Origin of the sequence: Pseudarthrobacter sp. NIBRBAC000502772, from assembly GCF_006517235.1 — a bacterium.
Classification (GTDB): domain Bacteria; phylum Actinomycetota; class Actinomycetes; order Actinomycetales; family Micrococcaceae; genus Arthrobacter.
The window spans coordinates 2,672,122-2,689,928 of sequence record NZ_CP041188.1 but is presented as its reverse complement, the minus strand read 5'-3'; the positions used below and the strand labels follow the sequence as shown (position 1 = coordinate 2,689,928).

Here is a 17,807-nt window from a genome sequence, read left to right as displayed (position 1 = left end):
CTTGAGCCGCGGTCGTTGATGAAAGCATGTGAACCCTTATCCTGCCTATTTGACGCGGTCGATGATTTTTGCCGCTGCGCCGATGAAGGGCAGGAACCAGGGCGGACCGAAGTGGCCCGGGACGGGCGGGTTCTTCAGGTCTTCCCAGACATTGGCGCTCTTGTCGCCGGCCATGTAGTGGGCCATCCGCTTACCCATGTGCGCTGCCATCTGGACACCGTGTCCGCTGTAGCAGAGGGAGTAGTAGAGTCCGTCGTGGACGCCGGCGTGGACCATCTGGTCCATCGAAAGGTCCACCAGGCCGCCCCAGATGTAGTCCACCTTGGCGTTGGACAGGTACGGGAAGAGCTCGAGCATGGCCTTGCGCAGGATCTCGGCGCTTTTGACGTCCGAGTCCGGGCTGGACAGGGCAAAACGGGCCCGGCCGCCGAAGAGGAGCCTGTTGTCCGGGGTGATCCGGAAGTAGTAGGTCAGCATCTTGCTGTCCGAGGCCTGGCGCCGGTTGGGCAGGATCCGGTTGACCACGTCTTCGGGCAGCGGGTCAGTGACAATGATGAAGCTGCCAACCGGGATCACACGGCGCTGCAGCCACGGCGTGACGTTGCCGGTGTAGCCGCTGGTAGCGACCAGGACCTGCTTGGCCCGGGTGATGCCCCGGGTGGTGTGCACGTCGTGCACGGTACCGGAGACCTTCTTCAGCTCGGTCACCGCAGCGTTCTCGCAGATATCAGCGCCGGCGGCAACAGCCACTCCCGCCAAGCCGTGCACGAACTTGCCCACGTGCAGACCGGCCCCGAGCGGATCAACCATCGCGCCCTGGTAGAAGTCCGTGCCGATTTCACTATGGATCTCGGACTTCGGGATAACAGTGACATGGTGGTTGGCCAGGGTGGCCAGCTTCTCCTGCGACTTCAGGAAGCCCTCGTAGTGGGACTTATGGAACGCCAGCGAGAGCTTTCCGTGCCGGTTGTAATCGCAGTCGATGCCGTTCTCATGCACCAGCTTCTCGATGGTGTCGATAGCGTCGTTGTATTCCTGGAACATCTCCACCGCGCGGGTGGCGCCGTAGCGCTTGACCGCGGTGCTGAAGCTGATGGCCAACCCGGTCGTCGCCATTCCCCCGTTACGGCCCGACGCGCCCCACCCGACGGTGTGGCGTTCGAAGACGGCAACGCTGGCGCCCTGCTTGGCAAATTCAAGGGCTGCGGACAGCCCCGTAAATCCGGCGCCGATGATTGCCACATCGACGTTCTCCGGTACCGGAGTCTGCCGGTAGTCTCCGGATGCTTCGGCTGTGTCCAGCCAGTAAGGAATGAGTTTCACGGGTTGACCTTTCGCCTCGAAGTCGGTTAGAGACCGAGGTGCTTGTTGATCTCGTCCAGGGACTTAACAGTGTTGAGGTCGTAGCCCTCGCCAATGGGGTCATAGCCACGGTCCAGCATCCAGAGGTTCCGGAAGCCCATGTCGTGCATCGGATGCATGTCGTAGCGGGTGTGCGAGGAGACGTGCAGGAAGTCCTCCGGCTTGGCGTTCAGCGTGTCCAGCATGTACTCAAACGCCTGGTAGCGCGGCTTGTAGGCCTGGGCCTGCTCAGCAGTGTAAACGGCGTGGAAGTCCGCGCCGAGCTTGGGAATGCTGATGTCCAGGAAACTGGTGTCCGCGTTGGACAGAGCCACCAGCTTGTAGTTGTCACCCATGAGCTTCAGCGGAGCCGGCACGTCCTCGTGGGCAACCCAGCCGCGCACAGCCTCGGCGAACGCTGCGCCGGCGCCTTCGGTCGGCCCAATGCCCCAGCGCTTGCACACGCGGTCAAAGGAATCCTGGAGGATCGCCTCGTAGGGCTTGTAGTCGCCGCAGACCTCGTCGAACCGGTAACCGCGGAACTGCTTCTTGAAGGTAGGCCACTGCTCCTCTGAGATGCGGCCATCGAGCAGGCGACGCGTGGTGGGATCAATGTCGAAGTTGATGAGAGTGCCGTAGATATCAAAAGAGATGTACTTCGGCCGGTTGGAGTCTGCCATGATTCGTCCGTTTCGTTGGGTCTTGAACGGGAGGCCCGGATCTGTGGCCTGCCGCCTTCCTTTGGTCTGCGCCAGCGGGTTCCTGAGGGTTCATCAGAGCTCCTGTTCCCGCTTTCCTCGACTCTAGATCCGCTGATTGTAGATTGTCAACAGTTCTTAGTGAGATTCTTTCGCAACAAGATCGGGGCCGAAATATACTCGATTTATTTATCGTCAATTGTTGACAATCGGCGATTTGGGCTGTTGCATTGCTGTAGATGCGGAAAGAGATCCTGATCACAACCGCATGGAAGCAACACCAAGACTGCCCCCATCTCAGCAAATCAACAACAGCTGAAACCATTTCGAAGGGAAGCACCATGAAGACCATCAACAAAGTTCAGACCGCAGCCGCAGGGCTCGCAATCGTATTGGCACTGAGCGCCTGTGGCGGCGCGGCCACCGGCACTCCGGCATCCGAGGAAAAGTCAAAGACCAACAACACCACCGACATCTCCGAGGGCGTCCAGGCTGACGCGGCTGCCGTGGCACTGCTGCCACAGTCCTACAAGGACAAGGGCGAGCTCACGGTCGCCATGGACCTGCACTACCCGCCCACGACCTTCCTCGCGGAGGACAACACCACCGCGATCGGGCTCAACCCGGACATCGCCCGGCTCGTTGCGAAGAAGCTTGACCTGAAGCTGAAGTTCGTGGACACCAAGTTCGATACGATCGTCCCGGGCCTGGACGGTGGCCGGTTCGACTTCACCGCCACGACCATGGCCAAGACCGAAGAGCGGCTCAAGGTCCTGGACATGATCGATTACTTCCAGGCCGGCACCTCCGTGGCCGCGGCCGCCGGGAACCCGCTGAACCTCACCGTCGAGACCCTGTGCGGGAAGAACATCGCCGTCACCCAGGGCTCGACCGGCCAGCTCAAGCGCCTTCCGGCCCTGAGCGAGCAGACCTGCACCTCCAAGGGACAGCCGGCGATCAACGCCGTGACGCTGCCCAACGTCCAGGACGCCCTGACCCAGCTGCACTCCAAGCGGATCGACGGCATCCTCTACGACACGACCGCTCTCGGGTGGGCAGAGAAGCAGCAGCCGGGTTCCTTCACCCTGCTTGGCCGGGTCAACGTAGGCAACAGCGACGTGACCGCCGTAGGCCTGAAGAAAGACTCGCCGCTGACCCCGGCCCTGCAGGCAGCGATCCAGTCCGTCCTTGAGACCCCGGAGTACAAGGAGTCCCTGGAGAACTGGGGTCTGGAGTCCGGGGCCATCACCGACGCCAAGCTGAACTAGCGGGGGCCCTCCATGGTCACAGCAACTAACAAAGGAAGAGAGGCAACGATGGCTAGCATTGATGCAGCCCTGAAGCCACGGCTTCGGCTTCGGACTCGATCCGAGTACGCGGGATGGGTCCTCAGCATTCTCGCAGGCATCGGGATCCTCGTCTCCGTCCTGACCAACCCCAACTTCAAGTGGGATGTGGTTGCCCAGTACTTCACGCATGAATCCATCCTTCGTGGGCTGATGCTCACAATCTTCCTCACCGTCGCGAGCATGACCCTGGGAACGCTGCTGGGGCTGGGCCTGGCAATCATGCGCTCCTCGCACGTGAAGCCGGTTTCCATCGCCGCGGGTATCTACATCACCTTGTTCCGTGGCACCCCGGTGCTGGTTCAGCTGATCTTCTGGTTCAACATCTCCGCGCTCTACCCGGACCTGTTCATCGGTATCCCGTTCACCGACATCGGCACCGCGATCGACATGAACGCCTTGATGGCACCTATCACCGCAGCCCTGGTTGGCCTGACCCTGAACGAGGCCGCTTATATGGCCGAGATCATCCGCGGCGGGTTCTCCTCGGTCGGCAAGGGCCAGATCGAGGCCGCCGACTCCCTGGGCATGAGCTCCGGCACGAGGATGCGCAAGGTCATCATCCCGCAGGCGATGCCCTCGATCATCCCGGCGACCGGCAACCAGGTGATCGGAATGTTCAAGGGAACCTCCCTGGTCAGCGTGCTCGGCGTTGCCGAACTGCTCCAAAGCGCCCAGCTCATCTACGCCCGGACCTACGAGACCATCCCGCTGCTGCTCGTTGCCAGCCTCTGGTACCTCGTGATGACCCTGCTGCTGAGCTACCCGCAGTCCAAGCTCGAGCAGAAATACTCCCGCACAACCTCCCGCCTCCCCCGGAAGGCGAAACCCGTTGTGCTGACAGACCCGGAAGGTATCGCCCGATGAGTAACGACGGCACCATTCTTGCCCAGAGAATCCGTAAGTCCTTCGGACCCAAAACAGTCCTCAAAGACATCGACCTGGACATTGCCAGCGGAGAGATCTGCTGCATCATTGGCCCCAGCGGCTCCGGCAAATCCACTATCCTGCGCTGCATCAACGGCCTGGAAACAGTCGACTCAGGGGTCCTGAAAGTCAACGGCGAGGACTTCGGCTACTACGAAACCGACAACGCCTACCACGCGCTGCCGCCCAAGAAACTCGCCGAACAGCGCACCAGGGTCGGCATGGTCTTCCAGTCGTTCAACCTCTTTCCGAACATGACCGCCCACGAAAACATCATGTCCGGCCCCGTCCTGGTCAAGCGAGCAGATAAGAAAGAGTCAGCCAAACGCGCCCACGAACTGCTCGCCAGCGTCGGCCTGGCCGGGTTCGGGGACTACTACCCGGTTCAGCTTTCCGGCGGGCAGCAGCAGCGCGTCGCCATCGCCCGGTCCCTCGCGATGGACCCCGAGATCATGCTCTTCGACGAACCCACCTCCGCCCTGGACCCGGAAAAAGTCGGTGAAGTCCTCGCCGTCATGAAGGACCTCGCCAAGAAGGGCATGACCATGGTGGTGGTCACCCACGAAATGGGCTTCGCCCGCGAAGTGGCCGACTCGCTGATCTTCATGGACGACGGCTACGTCGTCGAACGCGGCGACGCCCGGGAAGTCCTTTCCAACCCCCAGGAACGCCGGACGCAGGCCTTCCTGGAACAGGTGCTCTAACCATGGACGGGAAGCTCGCAGTCATCGGCCTGGGCAGCATCGGAAGCATGGCACTCTGGCAGGCCTCCCGCCTGTCCGATTCCGTCGTCGGATTCGAGGCCCAGGCACCCGCCCATGCCCGCAGCGCCGTGGGCGGGGACACCCGGCTCTTCCGCATGCTCTACCGCGGATTGCCTGACTTCTACCCCATTCTGGAGCGCTCACGGGATCTCTGGGCCGAGCTCGAGGCCGAAACCGGCCAGAACATCCTGACCCGCTGCGGCGGACTCTCCATCGGAACCGCCGACGGCCCCTACATCCCCAAGCTCCTGGAAACCACCAGGACCAACGGCGCGGAACACGAAATCCTCAGCCGCGAAGAGATGGCCGAACGGTACCCGCAACACAACCTCCGCCCTGACGACATCGCCGTCTACGATCCGCACGCGGGCGCCCTGCGCACCGACCGCGCCGTCACGGCGGCGGTCGCCGCGGCGGAAGCCAACGGGGCAACGATCCACACCAAGACCCCGATCGACAGCATCACCGAAACCGCCGACGGCGTCCTCATCACCTCCGGCAACAAAGCCTGGACCTTCGAGAACGTCATCGTCTCCTCCGGCGGCTGGTCCCAACGGCTGATGCCCGACTACCTCAAGGCAGCAACTGAAGCACGCCGGAACTATCTTTCCTGGTTCGTCGCCCGGGACGCAGCAGACTTCTCGCCGGAAAAGTTCCCCATCTTCATCCGGATCTCCGGGGACCACTCCATGTACGGGGCCCCCGCGGTGGATGGGGTCACCGTCAAGGCAACCCTGGATGGCAGATCGCAACGGGCGTCCGGTCCGGATTCCGTCCTCAGGGAACTAACATCCGCGGAAATCTCGGAAACCATGGAGACGGTCACCGAGTTCTTCCCCGGACTGTTCCCCAACATCATCCGCTCTGATGCCTTCCCCGACCTCTACACCAAAGACGGCAACCCCCTCCTTGGACGGTTCAGCGAAAGGAGCAGGATCTACTGCGCCACCGGCTTCTCCGGCGCCGGCTTCAAAATGGCCACCGGCTACGGCGAAATCGCGGCACACGAAACCCTGGGCAAACGCACGTTCGATGGCCTCGACTTCGCACGCCCCCAACGCTTCAAAACGAATTAAAAGAAGCGCCCCTCTTCGCGAATCCCTCAGCATCGCATATTGTTGACAATCTACAGTCCCTAAGAAAGTATGAAGCCATGGCAACTCTTAGTCCCCTCCTCAAGCAGGCCACTCCAGTCGTCGTCGACCATGCCCTCGGCAGCTGGATCCACGCGACCGACGGCAAAAAGTACCTCGATTTCACCACTGGAATCGGTGTTACCAGCACAGGTCACTGCCACCCCGACGTCGTAGCGGCGGCCCGCGAACAGGTGGGCAAGATTGTCCATGCCCAGTACACCACCGTGATGCACAAGCCCTTGCTTGCGCTGACGGAAAAACTGGGAGAATTCCTGCCCTCGGGGCTGGACAGCGTTTTCTACGCGACGTCCGGCTCCGAGGCGGTGGAGGCTTCGGTACGCCTGGCCCGGATGGCCACGGGCCGGCCCAACATCATCTCCTTCCAGGGAGGCTTTCACGGCCGGACCGTCGCCGCGGCGTCCCTGACCACCGCCGGCACGAAGTTCCGTTCAGGGTTCTCCCCCATCATGGGTGGAGTACACGTTGCCCCGTTCCCGCACTGGTACCGGTACGGCTGGGACGAAGCCACCGCCGTCGAATTCGCCCTGAAGGAACTCGACCACCTCCTGCTCACCATCAGCGCCCCGAGCGACACGGCCGGGTTCATCATCGAACCCGTCCTGGGCGACGGCGGCTACATCCCCACGCCCGTAGCCTTCCTCCAAGGACTCCGCGAACGAGCAGACCGGCACGGCATTGTGCTTATCCTCGATGAGGTTCAGGCCGGGGTTGGCCGCACCGGCAAGTTCTGGGGCCACGACTGGGCCGGAATCCGACCCGACGTCGTCATCACCGCCAAAGGCCTCGCCAGCGGCTTCCCGATTTCAGCAATTGCTGCATCAGCAGAGCTGATGGGCAAGGCCTGGGCGGGTTCCCAGGGCGGCACTTACGGCGGAAACGCCGTAGCGGCCGCGGCCGGCGTCGCAACCCTGGGTGTTATTGAGCGCGAGAACCTGGTCGAGAATGCACTGCTGCGGGGCGATGAACTGCGGGCAGGGCTTGACAGGCTCAAGACTGAATTTTCGGTAATCGGAAACGTCCGCGGCCGCGGCCTCATGCAGGGCGTCGAATTCACATCCCCGGACAACACCCCTGACGCCACTACCGCTGCGGCTGTCCAGCAAGCAGCCATCAAGGAAGAACTCCTTCTCCTCACCTGCGGCCCGCACGGCAACGTCGTCCGCATCATCCCGGCGCTCAACGTCAGCAGCGACGAGATTCAGGCCGGTCTGACCAGGTTCACCCAGGCCCTGAAGACGGCCACCTCCTAATTTCTCTCCTACCATTCTTTTGAAAGCGTGACATGAGCTCCTCATTCGACCCCTCAGGTCTTCACACGGAACTGTTCATCGATGGCGCCTGGCAGAAGGCCGCCAGCGGCGCCACTTTCCCGGTGGAAAATCCGGCCACCCATGAGATCATCGCCCATGTGGCCGATGGCGGACCGGAAGAAGCCCGCGCAGCCATCGAGGCTGCCGGTCGGGCCCAGGCGGCGTGGGGCAAGTCCACACCCCGCGAACGGGCCGACATCCTGCGCCGCGCCTTTGAGCTTGTGATTGCCAACACCGACCACCTGGCGGCAATCATGACCGCCGAAATGGGCAAACCCCTGGCAGAAGCAAGAGGCGAGGTGGCCTACGGCGCCGAAATGCTCCGCTGGTTCTCCGAAGAAGCCGTCCGCATCGGCGGAGACAACACCACCTCGGTCGACGGCAACACCCGGATCATGATCACCAAGGAACCGATCGGCCCCTGCGTGCTGGTCACCCCGTGGAACTTCCCGCTGGCCATGGGCGCCCGCAAGATTGCGCCCGCCATCGCAGCCGGCTGCACCATGGTCTTCAAGCCTGCCGAGCTGACACCGCTGACCTCCCTCGCCCTGGTGCAAATCTTCCGGGAGGCTGGCCTTCCCGACGGCGTCCTGAACGTCGTCACCACCTCCAGCGCCTCCGCCGTCGTGGAAACCTGGACCGGCAGCGGCATAGCCCGGAAGATCAGCTTCACCGGCTCCACCCAGGTGGGCAAGATCCTCCTGCGCCAGGCTGCAGACAATGTCATGCGCTCCTCGATGGAACTGGGCGGAAACGCCCCCTTCATCGTCCTGGCTGACGCAGACATCGAAAAGGCCGTCGACGGCGCCATGAAAGCCAAAATGCGGAACATGGGCGAAGCCTGCACCGCGGCCAACCGCTTCTACGTACACCGGACAGTCGTCGGTGAATTCAGCGAAAAGTTCGCCAAAAAGATCTCCGAACTGCAGGTAGGCAACGGCGCCCTGGCCGGAACCGAAGTCGGGCCCCTGATCGAACAGAAAGGCCTGGACAAGGTCGAAAGCCTCGTGGCCGACGCCGTCTCCAAGGGCGCACGCATCCTCACCGGCGGAACCCGCCCGGAAGGTCCGGGCTACTTCTACACGCCTACCGTCCTGACCGACGTCTCCATCGACTCCGAACTGATGAACACCGAAATCTTCGGACCCGTAGCAGCCATCACCCCCTTCGACAGCGAAGACGAAGTACTCCGACTCGCCAACGACACCGAATGGGGCCTGGTCGGCTACGTCTTCACCGAAAACATGGGCAAGGCCCTTCGCTTCTCCCAAGAACTCGAAGTAGGCATGGTCGGCATTAACACCGGCGTTGTCTCCAATCCCGCGGCACCATTCGGCGGCATCAAGCAGTCGGGGCTGGGCCGCGAAGGCGGCAAGATCGGCATCGAAGAATTCCTTGAGTACAAATACACCGCAATAGCCATCTAGGAAATAGCAGTAAGCAATGAAGGAAATGAGGGGGACATCCATGGCGGCACCGGAAGGGCTCTTTGCACTGGAGGGAAGGCCTACGGCGCAGCTGATCGCTGATCAGCTGCGTGAACAAATCGTTCAGGGTACGTTCCGTCCGGGAGACCAGATCAATGAATCTGTCCTGGCAAGCCAGCTACACACATCCAGGGGCCCGGTCCGTGAGGCGTTGCAGCGGCTGTGCCAGGAGGGAATCCTGGTCAGCCGCCGTAACAGGGGCGTCTTCGTCCTTGAACTCGCTACCGATGACATCAGGGAGATCTACGCAGTCCGCCAGGCGGTGGAATCAACTGCCGCTGACGCGCTGCTCGATGCCGGCCAGCAGCAGGTCAACGACACATGCCGCGAACTGCAGGCCATCATCAGTGACATGGCCAAGCAGGTTGCTGTTTCGGACTGGCAGGCGATTGCCCGGCTCGATATGGAATTCCACACCTCCTTCGTGGCCGGTGCGGGCAACTCCCGGCTGATCCGGATCTACGAAACCCTCGCAGCCGAATCCAGGATGTGCATCCTGAACCTGGCCGTCGCCTACCCGCGGATAGACGTCCTGGTGCAGGAACACCAGATCCTGCTGGATCTGCTCGAAAGCGGGGACAAGGAAGCACTCCACAAAGCCATCAAACGCCACCTGGAAACGGCCGTGGACGATCTCACAGCATCCAGCAGAGGGAGCGACGTCACCGGCTGAAGTTCCTCCTCATGCAACACTTCCGAAAGGGAAAGGCCAGATCCATCCGATCTGGCCTTTCCTTTGTGCATCATTCCCGCAAAGTTTTCGCTGTAAATTGTCGACGATCCCCGACAAGGGTGGTTGCATTGTAGGTGAAGACACCCGGCCGGAAAGTGTGGAAGGAGACAGCGACGAAAATGAAAACCAGGGTTCGGGCTGCCGCTGCAGGGTTAGCGGTTTTACTGGCCTTAACCGCGTGTGGGACCAGTCCCGGCGAAGGTTCAGGTAGTGAAGGATCCAAGACATCGAACACGGCTGACATCTCGGAGGGCGTCCAGCCCGATGAAGCCGCCGTCAAGTTGTTGCCGCAGTCGTACAAGGACAAGGGCGAAATCACGGTGGCGATGGACCTGCACTACCCGCCGACGACGTTCCTCGCGGAGGACAACACCACCCCGATCGGCCTGAACCCGGACGTCGCCCGGCTCATTGCGAAGAAGCTTGACCTGAAGCTGAAGTTCGTGGACACGAAGTTCGACACGATCGTCCCGGGCCTGGACGGTGGCCGGTTCGACTTCACCGCCACGACCATGTCCAAGACCGAGGAGCGGCTCAAGGTCCTGGACATGATTGACTACTTCAGGGCTGGCAATTCTGTGGCCGCGGCCGCCGGGAACCCGCTGAACCTCACCGTTGAAACCCTGTGCGGCAAGAACATCGCCGTCACCCAGGGCTCGACCGGTCAGCTGTTGCGCCTTCCGGCCCTGAACGAGCAGACCTGCACCTCCAAGGGACAGCCGGCGATCAACGCCGTGACCTTGCCCAACATCCAGGACGCCCTGGTCCAGCTGCACTCCAAGCGGATCGACGGCATCCTCTACGACACGACCTCGCTCGGGTGGGCAGAGAAGCAGCAGCCGGGCTCCTTTACCCTGCTCGGCCGGGTCAACGTCGGCTCAAGCGACCTGACCGCCGTCGGCCTGAAGAAGGGCTCGCCACTGACCCCGGCCTTCCAGAAAGCGCTCCAGTCCGTCCTGGAGACCCCGGAATACAAGGAGTCCCTGGAGACCTGGGGTCTGGACTCCGGAGCCATCACCGAAGCCAAGCTGAACTAGAGAGGCGCCGTGCTGAAATCCATTCGTCCAAGAGGTGAGGACACCATGACGGGGATTGACTCCGCGCTGAAACCAAGGCTTCGGCGGCGCAGCACCTTCGAGTATGTCGCCTGGATCCTCTGCAGCCTTTTGGCCCTGGGCATTCTCATCTCGGTTTCCACCAACCCCAACTTCAAGTGGGGCGTAGTGGCCAGGTACTTCACCCATGAGACCATCCTGCGCGGGCTGATGCTCACGCTCTTCCTCACGGTCGCCAGCATGGCCCTGGGAACACTCCTGGGGCTGGCGTTGGCCATCATGAGGGCTTCCAGCATCAAACCAATTGCGGCCACGGCGGGCGTCTACATCACCATTTTCCGGGGCACCCCGGTCCTGGTGCAACTTATCTTTTGGTTCAATGTCGCGGCGCTGTACCCCAACCTCTCCATCGGAATTCCGTTCACGGACATCAGCACCGCCATCGACGTGAACGCCCTGATGGCACCCATCACAGCAGCCTTGATCGGTTTGACCCTCAACGAAGCCGCCTACATGGCCGAAATCATCCGCGGCGGATTCTCGTCGGTCGGCAAGGGCCAGATCGAGGCCGCAGACTCCCTCGGCATGAGCGCCGCCACGAAAATGCGCAAGGTTATCATCCCCCAGGCGATGCCCTCGATCATCCCCGCGACGGGCAACCAGGTCATCGGAATGTTCAAGGAAACCTCCCTGGTCAGCGTCCTGGGCGTTGCCGAACTGCTCCAAAGCGCCCAGCTCATCTACGCCCGGACCTACGAGACCATCCCGCTGCTGCTCGTTGCCAGCCTCTGGTACCTCGTAATGACCCTCCTGCTGAGCTACCCGCAATCCAAGCTCGAGCAAAAATACTCCCGCACAACCTCCCGACTTCCCCGGAAAGTGAAACCCGTTGTGCTGACTGACCCGGAAGGCGCTGCCAGATGAGTAACGACGGCACCATTCTTGCCCAGAGAATCCGAAAGTCCTTCGGACCCAAAACAGTCCTCAAAGACATCGACCTGGAGATCGCCAGCGGAGAGATCTGCTGCATCATCGGCCCCAGCGGCTCCGGTAAATCCACCGTGCTCCGCTGTATCAATGGTCTTGAGACAGTCGACTCCGGCATTCTCAAGGTGAACGGTGAAGACTTTGGATACTACGAAACAGAGCACGCCTACCACGCCCTGCCGCCTAAGAAACTCGCCGAACAGCGCACCAGGGTTGGCATGGTCTTCCAGTCGTTCAACCTGTTCCCCAACATGACCGCCCACGAGAACATCATGTCCGGCCCCGTATTGGTGAAACATGCTGACAAACAGGTAGCCGGCAAGGAAGCCCACCAACTGCTGGCCAGCGTCGGCTTGAGCGGATTCGGGGACTACTACCCTGCCCAGTTGTCGGGCGGGCAGCAACAACGAGTGGCCATCGCCCGTTCCCTGGCGATGGATCCCCAGATCATGCTGTTTGATGAGCCCACCAGTGCTCTGGACCCCGAAAAGGTAGGCGAAGTTCTGGCCGTGATGCAGGACCTGGCCAAGAGGGGCATGACCATGGTGGTGGTCACCCACGAAATGGGCTTCGCCCGCGAAGTGGCCGACTCCCTGATCTTCATGGATGACGGCTACGTTGTCGAACGCGGCGACGCGAGGGAGATCCTTTCCAATCCCAAGGAACCCCGCACACAGTCATTCCTGGAGAAGGTGCTCTGACGATGGACGGAAAGCTCGCCGTCGTAGGGCTCGGAAGCATCGGAAGCATGGCCTTGTGGCAAGCTTCCCGCCTGTCCGACTCCGTGGTCGGGTTCGAAGCAGCTTCTCCTGGCCACTCCCGCAGCGCAGCGGGTGGAGATACGCGCCTGTTCCGCATGCTCTACCGCGGAACACCCGACTACTACCCCATCCTGCAGCGATCCCACAGCCTGTGGGCCCAACTCGAAGCCGAAACCGGCCAGAACATCCTGACCCGCTGCGGCGGACTGTCCATCGGAACCACTGACGGACCCTATATTCCCAGCCTGCTCGAAACCGCCCGGCTCAATGGTGCACCCTACGAGGTCCTGAGCCGCGAAGAGATGGCAGAACGCTATCCCCAGCACAACCTCCGGCCTGACGACATCGCCGTCTACGACCCCCACGGCGGCGCACTCCGCACCGACCGCGCCGTCACGGCGGCAGTTGCGGCAGCCCAGGCCAACGGCGCAACAATCCACATCAACACCACGATCGACGGAATCCAGGAACCGGACGACGGCGTCGTCATAACCTGCGGCGAGAAGTCCTGGACCTTTGAAAGCGTCATTGTGGCTTCCGGCGGCTGGTCACGGAAACTTATGCCCGACTTCCTGCAGAAGGCCACGGAGCCGTACCGGATTTATCTCACCTGGTTTGTAGCCCGGGATCCAGCAGAGTTTTCCCCGGAGCGGTTCCCCATCTTCATCCGGATCTCCGGGGACCGCTCCATGTACGGCGCACCCGCCGTCGACGGCGCAACTGTAAAAGCCACATTGGACGGCAGGGGGGGTCCCACACCGCGGGCGGATTCAGTCCCCCGGGACCTGACATCCGCGGAAATCTCGGAAACCATGGAGACGGTCACCGAGTTCTTCCCAGGGCTCTTCCCCAATATTGTCCGCTCGGATGCCTTTCCGGAACTCTTCACCTCGGATGGGAAACCTGTAATCGGCCACGTGAACGAAGAGAGCAAAATCTACTACGCCACAGGCTTCTCCGGCCAAGGCTTCAAAATGGCCACCGGCTACGGCGAAATCGCCGCGAACGAAGCCTTGGGCAAACGCACTTTCGACGGCCTCGAGTTTGCGCGCCCCCAACGCTTCAAGAGCATTTAACGAGACCAACCCAAGAAAGGTGACTCCGACAAAGCCTGGTGCCCTATGTGGTCTCCAAGGGTTCACGAATCCAATACTGTCTAAGAAATGCAATAGGCCAATAGTGAAGTGAGGGAATAGCAATGACGGCATCAAAAGGGCTGTTTGTACTGGAGGGAAGACCAACGGCGCAGCTGATCGCCGATCAGTTGCGCGAACAAATTGTCCAGGGGATCTTCCGTCCTGGAGAGCAGATCAATGAATCCGTCCTGGCAAGTCAGCTACGCACATCCAGGGGCCCTGTCCGTGAGGCGTTGCAGCGGCTGTCCCAGGAGGGGATCCTGGTCAGCCATCGCAACCGCGGAGTGTTCGTCCTGGAACTTTCAGACGACGACGTGAGGGAGATCTATGCAGTCCGCAAGGCTGTGGAATCAACCGCAGCAGACGCACTGCTGGATGCAGACCCGGAACAGGTTAAGGACACCTGCCACTCCTTGAAGGCCATCATCACCGACATGACGAAGCAGGTCGCTGTCTCGGACTGGCAGGCGATTGCTCGGCTGGATATGCAGTTCCACAGCTCCTTCGTGGCCGGGGCGGGCAACACACGCCTGATCCGTATCTACGAGACCCTCGCGGCTGAATCAAGGATGTGCATACTCAACCTGGCAGTCGCCTACCCCCGCATAGACGTCCTCGTGCAGGAACACCAGAACCTACTGGATCTGCTGCAGGCAGGCGACAGGGAAGCACTCCACAAAGCCATCAAACAACACATGCAGAAGGCCGTCGAGGATCTGACCGCGCCAAGGGAAGAGAACGAAATCACCGCCTAATATCCCCATTAGCGTCGGCGTAGAGCAGGACTTGAGGACTTCGCGGGGGCTGCCCGCGACTCGCTTCCCGCAAAGCCATTAGGCTCTGTCGTCGTCGAACTGCAACCCGTCGCCGTCATCGTACTTAGCCTCGGAGACCGGAAGGAGCCCCCTGGCAACTGTGCCCGCTGGCTCCTTCCGGTTCCGAGTCGCCGATCGTCCGCCACTGCGAGCTTTCCTAAAGAGACACGGACCTCGCCACCGCGGCAAGAGCGTGGCATCACGGTGGAGACAACGGCCATCTTGTATTTGTCTGCATCGAACCTTTCCACGCTCAGCTGCAGCCCTTTCTCCAGACTAGACAGCGCCCACGCGCAGATGTCCGCCATGGGATCGACCGCCTAATCCATGACACTACGCCCCGTCATCCCGGCGATGGATAACGTTGCCGGCACTGCCGCCGTCGTCACCAACTTCGTGGACACAGCCGATTCCATAGCGAGCACGGCACTGCGCCGGATGTTAGTTCGCCGTCGGACCAGCATCGCGGCGAAGACTTAGCGGGACGACGGCTGGCAGTGACTAGGACTGCTTCTACGAAGTTGGGTGCAACGCAGATTCGAGTCCCAAGCCTTGGAACCCGCCAGCTGTCGCACTCAATATCCAGAGCGCGGGTGTGCCGCTCAAGGCAGGCATTACCTCTCCCCTGATGAGGAACCTTGCATCACTCGGATCCCCAGCGGCTGACCACCATCCGGTTTTCGGGCAGTGGTGCCCGGTTCGTGATGGTTCATCGAGCACGAGAGTCGAAGCAGCCGGGCGACGTTTCTTCATGACGTTTCCTTCAATGAGAGGGCCGGCGGGTACCGGCCTCGGTTGGTAGTGCACATAGCCAGTCTAGCAATTGTCAACAATCAACGATAGGTCCGAACCGTGATTTTTTTCTTGTATTCCGACAGATAGCGACCCCTAATACGGGACAAATCCGATGCCGAGTTCGCGCAGGCGCGGCAGGATTTGCGTGCCAACCAGACCACTGAGAACGTCAGGTTCGGCATCCACCCGGTCGCCGGGCGACTGCCCGGGCACATGAACGTGCTCCTCGCCGAAGCCAAAGTCCCGTACGACATCGTCCTGGAAATGGACGAAATCAACGACGACCTCGGCAACACCTCCGTGGTCCTCGTGATCGGCGCGAACGACACCGTCAACCCCTCCGCCGCCGAAGACCCGGGAAGCCCCATCGCCGGAATGCCCGTCCTCCGCGTCTGGGAAGCCGAAAACGTCATCGTCTTCAAACGCTCCATGGCCGCAGGCTACGGAGCGAGTCCAAACCCCCTCTTCTACCGCGACAACTCCCAAATGCTCTTCGGCGACGCCAAAGCCCGCGTCGAAGACATCCTCCGCCTTCTAGCTGAAGGTCGTCTCCTGCTGTTCTCGGTCAGCCTCGTCCCAGACCAGCAAGCACATCACCGAGCAGCGAGAGCCGCGCCACAACGAAGGACTAATGCGATGACCAGAACGTTAATCATCGGACCTCCAGGTTCCGGCAAGGGTACGCAGGCCGAACGCATCTCGGAACGCCTCGGCGTCGTTGCGATCTCGACCGGCGACATCTTCCGCCGTCGACGAAGGCTTCCTGCTGGACGGCTACCCCCGCACCACAGCGCAGGTGGATTTCCTGGACGGGATACTCGCCGAAGGCGGCCAGCGCCTCGACGTTGTCCTCCAGCTCACCGCCGACGACGAGGAACTCATTTCCCGCCTGTTGGGCCGTGCCAAGGAAACAGGCCGAAGCGACGACAACGAAGTCGTCATCCGCCACCGCCTGGACCTGCACCACGGGCAGACCGAGGCCGTTGTGGCCAAGTACGCGGAACGCGGCATCCTGACCCGGGTGGACGGCATCGGCGGCATCGACGGCATCGACGGAATCACCGACCGCGTCATGCAGGCCATCAAAGCGTCCCAGACCGTCTGAAAAAGCCCTCTCGGCGAAGTCTGCTGAAGATAGGAGCCCAGCCACCAACGGTTATCGGCTCTCCGGAGGAGCCCGCGGGTCACCCCTCGCCGTGGTGCCGAAAGCGCGATCGGGCCGCACCCCCGTTGAGGGTGCGGCCCGATCGTCAGTGGCCAGGTGAGACGGCGCTCAGTCGAAGCCGTGAGTGTAGACCTTGCGAATGGTCTCGGTGACCTCCCAGCGGCCGGACCAGTCCTTGGGCTGCACGATCACGTCGCCGCCGGAGATCTCGTAGCTGTTGCCGGTGGCGGCGTCGGTAACCGTCGCTCGGCCGCTCACGATGTAGCACACCTCGGTGTCCTCGCGAGGTGTGACGTCCCAGCCTCCGGGCTGGCACTCCCAGACACCGGTCTTGATGGCGGTGTCGAACTTCAGGATTGATGTCTTGGGGTCACCCGAGTCGTAGCCGGGACGGTGGCCGTTGGGCTCGAGCTCGCCAGTGATGGTGGCGGCGGGCACATAGATGTATGGACGCATAGAATTTTTACCTTTCTTGCCGTGCTGTCAATTGTTGACAATCGTAAACCATGCCACGGCGAATGTCTAAGGTAAGGGCAAATCGTTGACAATCTACCAACGGAGGCAGTATTGTCGACAATCGACAGCATCACCCGAAAGTGTTTCGTCGACAATCGACGAGCATCCAATAACTGGAGGATTCATGGCATTCGAAACCAAACCGAAGTTCGTTACATTCGACATGAACGGAACGCTCATCAAGTTCCGTATCAACGACGCGATCCGTGAGGTCTTGGGCGACCGCCTGCCGGTCGAGATCGCCGATGATTTCCTGCAGGCCTGCAAGGCGTACCGGATCGACGAGTGCACGGGCGAGTACAAGCCGTTCCACCAGATTGTCGCCGACTCGATGGAACGTGCATCGCGTCGGCTCGGCCTCGAGTTCCGTGCGGCTGACGCGCGGGCGGTCTACGAGCACATCCCCACCTGGGGCCCGTACCCGGGTGTCACCGAGGCACTGAACCGCCTGGCCGAGGACGTCCCGCTCGTAATCGTCACGAACAGCGACACCGCGCATGCTGTCCGCCTCGCGGAGAACCTCAAGGCCCCGTTCGAGGTCGTCATCAGCGCCGAGCAGATGGGCGTCTACAAGCCACGGCTCCGTGCCTTTGAGTACATGTTCGACAAGCTCGGCGCGACACCGGAGGAGATTGTGCACGTTTCTGCGAGCCCGATGTACGACCTGCGACCCGCGGCCATCATGGGGATCAAGAACAAGGTGTACGTGGACCGGGGCTTCGAGCACGACGAGCACTGGCTCGGCTATGAGCGGATCACCGACATCGCCGACCTCCCCGTCCTGTTCGGCCTGCCGCGTCCCGCTGCCTCGTAA

17 protein-coding genes and 2 pseudogenes are annotated in these 17,807 nt (G+C 61.5%); 16 read left to right on the top strand and 3 right to left on the bottom strand.

What is annotated here, in order from left to right:
- Window positions 1–45: 45 nt before the first annotated feature.
- Together NIBR502772_RS12365 and NIBR502772_RS12360 are read right to left on the bottom strand one after the other, a co-directional pair.
- Window positions 46–1,323 carry an FAD-binding oxidoreductase gene (locus tag NIBR502772_RS12365; protein WP_141140421.1) on the bottom strand — a complete coding sequence of 426 codons (1,278 nt, stop codon included), beginning with the start codon at window positions 1,321–1,323 and terminating at the stop codon, window positions 46–48.
- A 26-nt stretch (window positions 1,324–1,349) separates the two neighbouring features.
- Window positions 1,350–2,021 carry a haloacid dehalogenase type II gene (locus NIBR502772_RS12360; protein WP_141140420.1) on the bottom strand — a complete coding sequence of 224 codons (672 nt, stop codon included), beginning with the start codon at window positions 2,019–2,021 and terminating at the stop codon, window positions 1,350–1,352.
- Window positions 2,022–2,380: 359 nt separating this feature from the next.
- Between NIBR502772_RS12360 and NIBR502772_RS12355 the strand changes: the two genes are divergently transcribed.
- From NIBR502772_RS12355 to NIBR502772_RS12290, 15 genes and pseudogenes are all read left to right on the top strand, one after another.
- Window positions 2,381–3,307 (top strand): ABC transporter substrate-binding protein, encoded by a 927-nt coding sequence (locus tag NIBR502772_RS12355; RefSeq protein ID WP_141140419.1) that lies wholly within the window; start codon window positions 2,381–2,383, stop codon window positions 3,305–3,307.
- Between the two features lie 48 nt (window positions 3,308–3,355).
- A complete protein-coding gene (locus tag NIBR502772_RS12350) occupies window positions 3,356–4,252 on the top strand; it encodes an amino acid ABC transporter permease (protein WP_141140418.1) in 897 nt (298 codons plus the stop codon).
- Window positions 4,249–5,016 (top strand): amino acid ABC transporter ATP-binding protein, encoded by a 768-nt coding sequence (locus tag NIBR502772_RS12345; protein ID WP_141140417.1) that lies wholly within the window; start codon window positions 4,249–4,251, stop codon window positions 5,014–5,016. The genes NIBR502772_RS12350 and NIBR502772_RS12345 overlap by 4 nt, the downstream gene beginning before the upstream one ends.
- A gap of 2 nt (window positions 5,017–5,018) precedes the next feature.
- Window positions 5,019–6,152, top strand: coding sequence for an N-methyl-L-tryptophan oxidase (gene solA, locus NIBR502772_RS12340; RefSeq protein ID WP_141140416.1), 1,134 nt, complete (start codon window positions 5,019–5,021; stop codon window positions 6,150–6,152).
- Window positions 6,153–6,229: 77 nt separating this feature from the next.
- Complete coding sequence (locus NIBR502772_RS12335; RefSeq protein WP_141140415.1) at window positions 6,230–7,483, top strand: aspartate aminotransferase family protein; 1,254 nt, start codon at window positions 6,230–6,232, stop codon at window positions 7,481–7,483.
- A gap of 32 nt (window positions 7,484–7,515) precedes the next feature.
- Window positions 7,516–8,970 (top strand): NAD-dependent succinate-semialdehyde dehydrogenase, encoded by a 1,455-nt coding sequence (locus tag NIBR502772_RS12330; RefSeq protein ID WP_141140414.1) that lies wholly within the window; start codon window positions 7,516–7,518, stop codon window positions 8,968–8,970.
- 40 nt (window positions 8,971–9,010) lie between these two features.
- On the top strand, window positions 9,011–9,703 hold the full coding sequence (locus tag NIBR502772_RS12325; RefSeq protein ID WP_141140413.1) for a GntR family transcriptional regulator: 693 nt from the start codon (window positions 9,011–9,013) through the stop codon (window positions 9,701–9,703).
- A 179-nt stretch (window positions 9,704–9,882) separates the two neighbouring features.
- Window positions 9,883–10,800: an ABC transporter substrate-binding protein gene (locus NIBR502772_RS12320; RefSeq protein WP_141140412.1), complete on the top strand. Its 918-nt coding sequence runs from the start codon at window positions 9,883–9,885 to the stop codon at window positions 10,798–10,800.
- A gap of 45 nt (window positions 10,801–10,845) precedes the next feature.
- On the top strand, window positions 10,846–11,742 hold the full coding sequence (locus tag NIBR502772_RS12315; RefSeq protein ID WP_141140411.1) for an amino acid ABC transporter permease: 897 nt from the start codon (window positions 10,846–10,848) through the stop codon (window positions 11,740–11,742).
- Window positions 11,739–12,506: an amino acid ABC transporter ATP-binding protein gene (locus NIBR502772_RS12310; RefSeq protein WP_141140410.1), complete on the top strand. Its 768-nt coding sequence runs from the start codon at window positions 11,739–11,741 to the stop codon at window positions 12,504–12,506. Before NIBR502772_RS12315 ends, NIBR502772_RS12310 begins: the two co-directional genes overlap by 4 nt.
- 2 nt (window positions 12,507–12,508) lie before the next feature.
- On the top strand, window positions 12,509–13,642 hold the full coding sequence (gene solA / locus NIBR502772_RS12305) for an N-methyl-L-tryptophan oxidase (protein ID WP_141140409.1): 1,134 nt from the start codon (window positions 12,509–12,511) through the stop codon (window positions 13,640–13,642).
- Window positions 13,643–13,764: 122 nt separating this feature from the next.
- A complete protein-coding gene (locus NIBR502772_RS12300; protein WP_141140408.1) occupies window positions 13,765–14,457 on the top strand; it encodes a GntR family transcriptional regulator in 693 nt (230 codons plus the stop codon).
- Between the two features lie 387 nt (window positions 14,458–14,844).
- Window positions 14,845–14,997, top strand: coding sequence for a hypothetical protein (locus tag NIBR502772_RS22425; protein ID WP_168223537.1), 153 nt, complete (start codon window positions 14,845–14,847; stop codon window positions 14,995–14,997).
- 477 nt (window positions 14,998–15,474) lie between these two features.
- Window positions 15,475–15,849 (top strand): annotated as a pseudogene (locus NIBR502772_RS12295) (NAD(P)(+) transhydrogenase (Re/Si-specific) subunit beta); the annotation flags it as partial.
- 99 nt (window positions 15,850–15,948) lie between these two features.
- Window positions 15,949–16,417: pseudogene (locus tag NIBR502772_RS12290) on the top strand (adenylate kinase family protein).
- A 168-nt stretch (window positions 16,418–16,585) separates the two neighbouring features.
- Here NIBR502772_RS12290 and NIBR502772_RS12285 read toward each other — a convergent pair.
- Window positions 16,586–16,933: a cupin domain-containing protein gene (locus NIBR502772_RS12285; protein WP_141140407.1), complete on the bottom strand. Its 348-nt coding sequence runs from the start codon at window positions 16,931–16,933 to the stop codon at window positions 16,586–16,588.
- Window positions 16,934–17,117: 184 nt separating this feature from the next.
- On the opposite strand from NIBR502772_RS12285, the gene NIBR502772_RS12280 reads away from it, so the two are divergent.
- Window positions 17,118–17,807, top strand: a complete 690-nt coding sequence (locus tag NIBR502772_RS12280; protein WP_141140406.1) for a haloacid dehalogenase type II — start codon at window positions 17,118–17,120, stop codon at window positions 17,805–17,807.